General features: G+C 24.2%; 3 protein-coding genes. All 3 read right to left on the bottom strand.

Annotation, left to right across the window (positions count from 1 at the left end):
* The coding region (locus VK998_RS08640) for a flagellin N-terminal helical domain-containing protein (RefSeq protein WP_475513933.1) at positions 1 to 107 on the bottom strand (107 nt) is incomplete at its 3' end.
* Positions 108 to 132: 25 nt separating this feature from the next.
* On the bottom strand, positions 133 to 339 hold the full coding sequence (locus tag VK998_RS08635; RefSeq protein ID WP_325227668.1) for a hypothetical protein: 207 nt from the start codon (positions 337 to 339) through the stop codon (positions 133 to 135).
* An 8-nt stretch (positions 340 to 347) separates the two neighbouring features.
* On the bottom strand, positions 348 to 1,873 hold a 1,526-nt coding region (locus VK998_RS08630; RefSeq protein WP_325227665.1), incomplete at its 5' end, for a DUF6240 domain-containing protein.

The raw sequence follows: 1,873 nt of genomic DNA, 5'->3' as shown, positions 1-1,873 counted from the left end.
TGTGATATGGCTAATCCTGCTGCATCATCTGAAGCTTTATTAATCCTTTTTCCTGATGATAATCTTTCTAAAGTTTTTTCCAAACTATTATTAGTTATTCCCAACATCCTATGAGTGTTCAATGCTGGTATATTATTGTTTATTCTCATCTTTATCTCCCTCCATATTATTTACATTTTCTATAAAAGATAAGGTCTCCCCAAGAACTTGAAATAATTCCTTAGGAACCTTTTCAATGTTTTTCATAGCTAATTCTTCTTTTATGTCTATTTTATTTTCAATCTTCTTTTTTTCATAAGCCTTTTTCAATTGTTTTTTGGAAACTAGCCTTATCTTCATAACCTCACCTAAAGTATATTATTATGTTCTATTTTCTCTAAGGTATATCCTATTTTTTCTAATCCATCTTTAAGTAAACTTTCATTCTCCTTAATCAGCTCATCATTAGCTATATTAAAATCTACATATACCTTTTCATCCTTCACCTGTAAATTAAACTTTACTTGTCCTAAATTCTTCATATTCACATTAAGATAAAATTTCATATCATCTTTATTAATCCCTTTGTTGATATTAGGAATAATTAAATTTACATTGTTATATCCTTCTTCTGTAAATATAGGTAATTGAAGTACTAAATCATCTGTAGATAATTGGTTTTGCAAATCTAAATACTCTTTAATTTGTTTTAAATTCTCCTCCTTATCTCCATTATTAGAATTAGAAAAACCACTTAAATCTTTAAAATTATTTATTGTTTCTTTATAATCTTCTTTGACTTCTTCTTTGCCTTTTTTAAGGGCTGTGGAAAGTTTTTTAATTTTATTTTCTAATATTTCTATATTTTCTTTTAGCTCTTTGCTATAATTGTTCTTATTGGTTAAGAAATTATTAAATAGATTCCCTATACCCTTTCCATCATTTAAAATAGAATTTATATTATTAATTTGATTTATAGACATATCTAATTGGTTTTTCATTACCACAGGTATTAAAAATTCTTCTTTTCCTTGAAGGTGTTTTATTTCTTTGATTAATTTTTGAGTTTCTCTATATCTATTTACTTTCTTGTCTATAAATTGATTCAATTCTTCCAAAGCCATATGCTCTAATGCTAGTCCTTCTTTAATACTCATCTTTATTAAATTTAATGTAGTATTGGATTTAGCATTTAAATATTCCTGTCTAATTAAATTTTCTTCTGTTTTGGCTATAGGTTCAACTATAACTTCATTTTTTTCCACTATTTCTAAATGAGAATTATATAAATTATTTAATGTGATATTATTAAATCTTCTTGATGTAAAAGCTATAGTATTTGAATCTAGTTGTCCCAATGTATTAAATATATTGTTAATAGTCCTAGCTTTTTCAACTACTTTTCCATTTAATCCTTCATTTATGTTGGTATTTGTAGATATTATTTCCTTTAAGTTTTCTATTTTAAAATCTTCTTCATTTTTTATTAACTGGAGTAATTCTTTGTCTGTAATGGTTTTTAAATTTTCTATTTCCTTTAAAATATCTGATGATTTTTCTAAAGAATCCTTAGCTTCTCCCCTGTTTTGTAGTTTCAATTTATTTAACAATACTGATATATCTTCTTTCAGTAAATCTATCTTTTCTTCCATTAGTTGAGCTGCTTTATCCTCATCTAAAAGATTTATTAATTCATTTAGTTTAGATTTCATATCTAATATTTTTTCATAATTTTCTTTTGTTATCTCTACTTCATTTAATAAAAATTCTCTAATAATTTGTATATTTTCTCCTTTTGCTTCTAGATTTAAATCCTCTAATATTTTTAATATATATTCTAAGTTTTCTTCCTTTTCTATAGTAAATTGTTCATATAAAGGAGATATAATATTTT

It is taken from the genome of Schnuerera sp., assembly GCF_035459645.1.
Lineage (GTDB): Bacteria > Bacillota > Clostridia > Tissierellales > Tepidimicrobiaceae > Schnuerera.
This window is presented reverse-complemented; position numbering and strand designations above follow the sequence as displayed.

Excerpts from the sequence above, each read along its gene's own strand:
- VK998_RS08635 (WP_325227668.1), bottom strand. The coding sequence starts at position 339 with ATGAAGATAAGGCTAGTTTCCAAAAAACAATTGAAAAAGGCTTATGAA.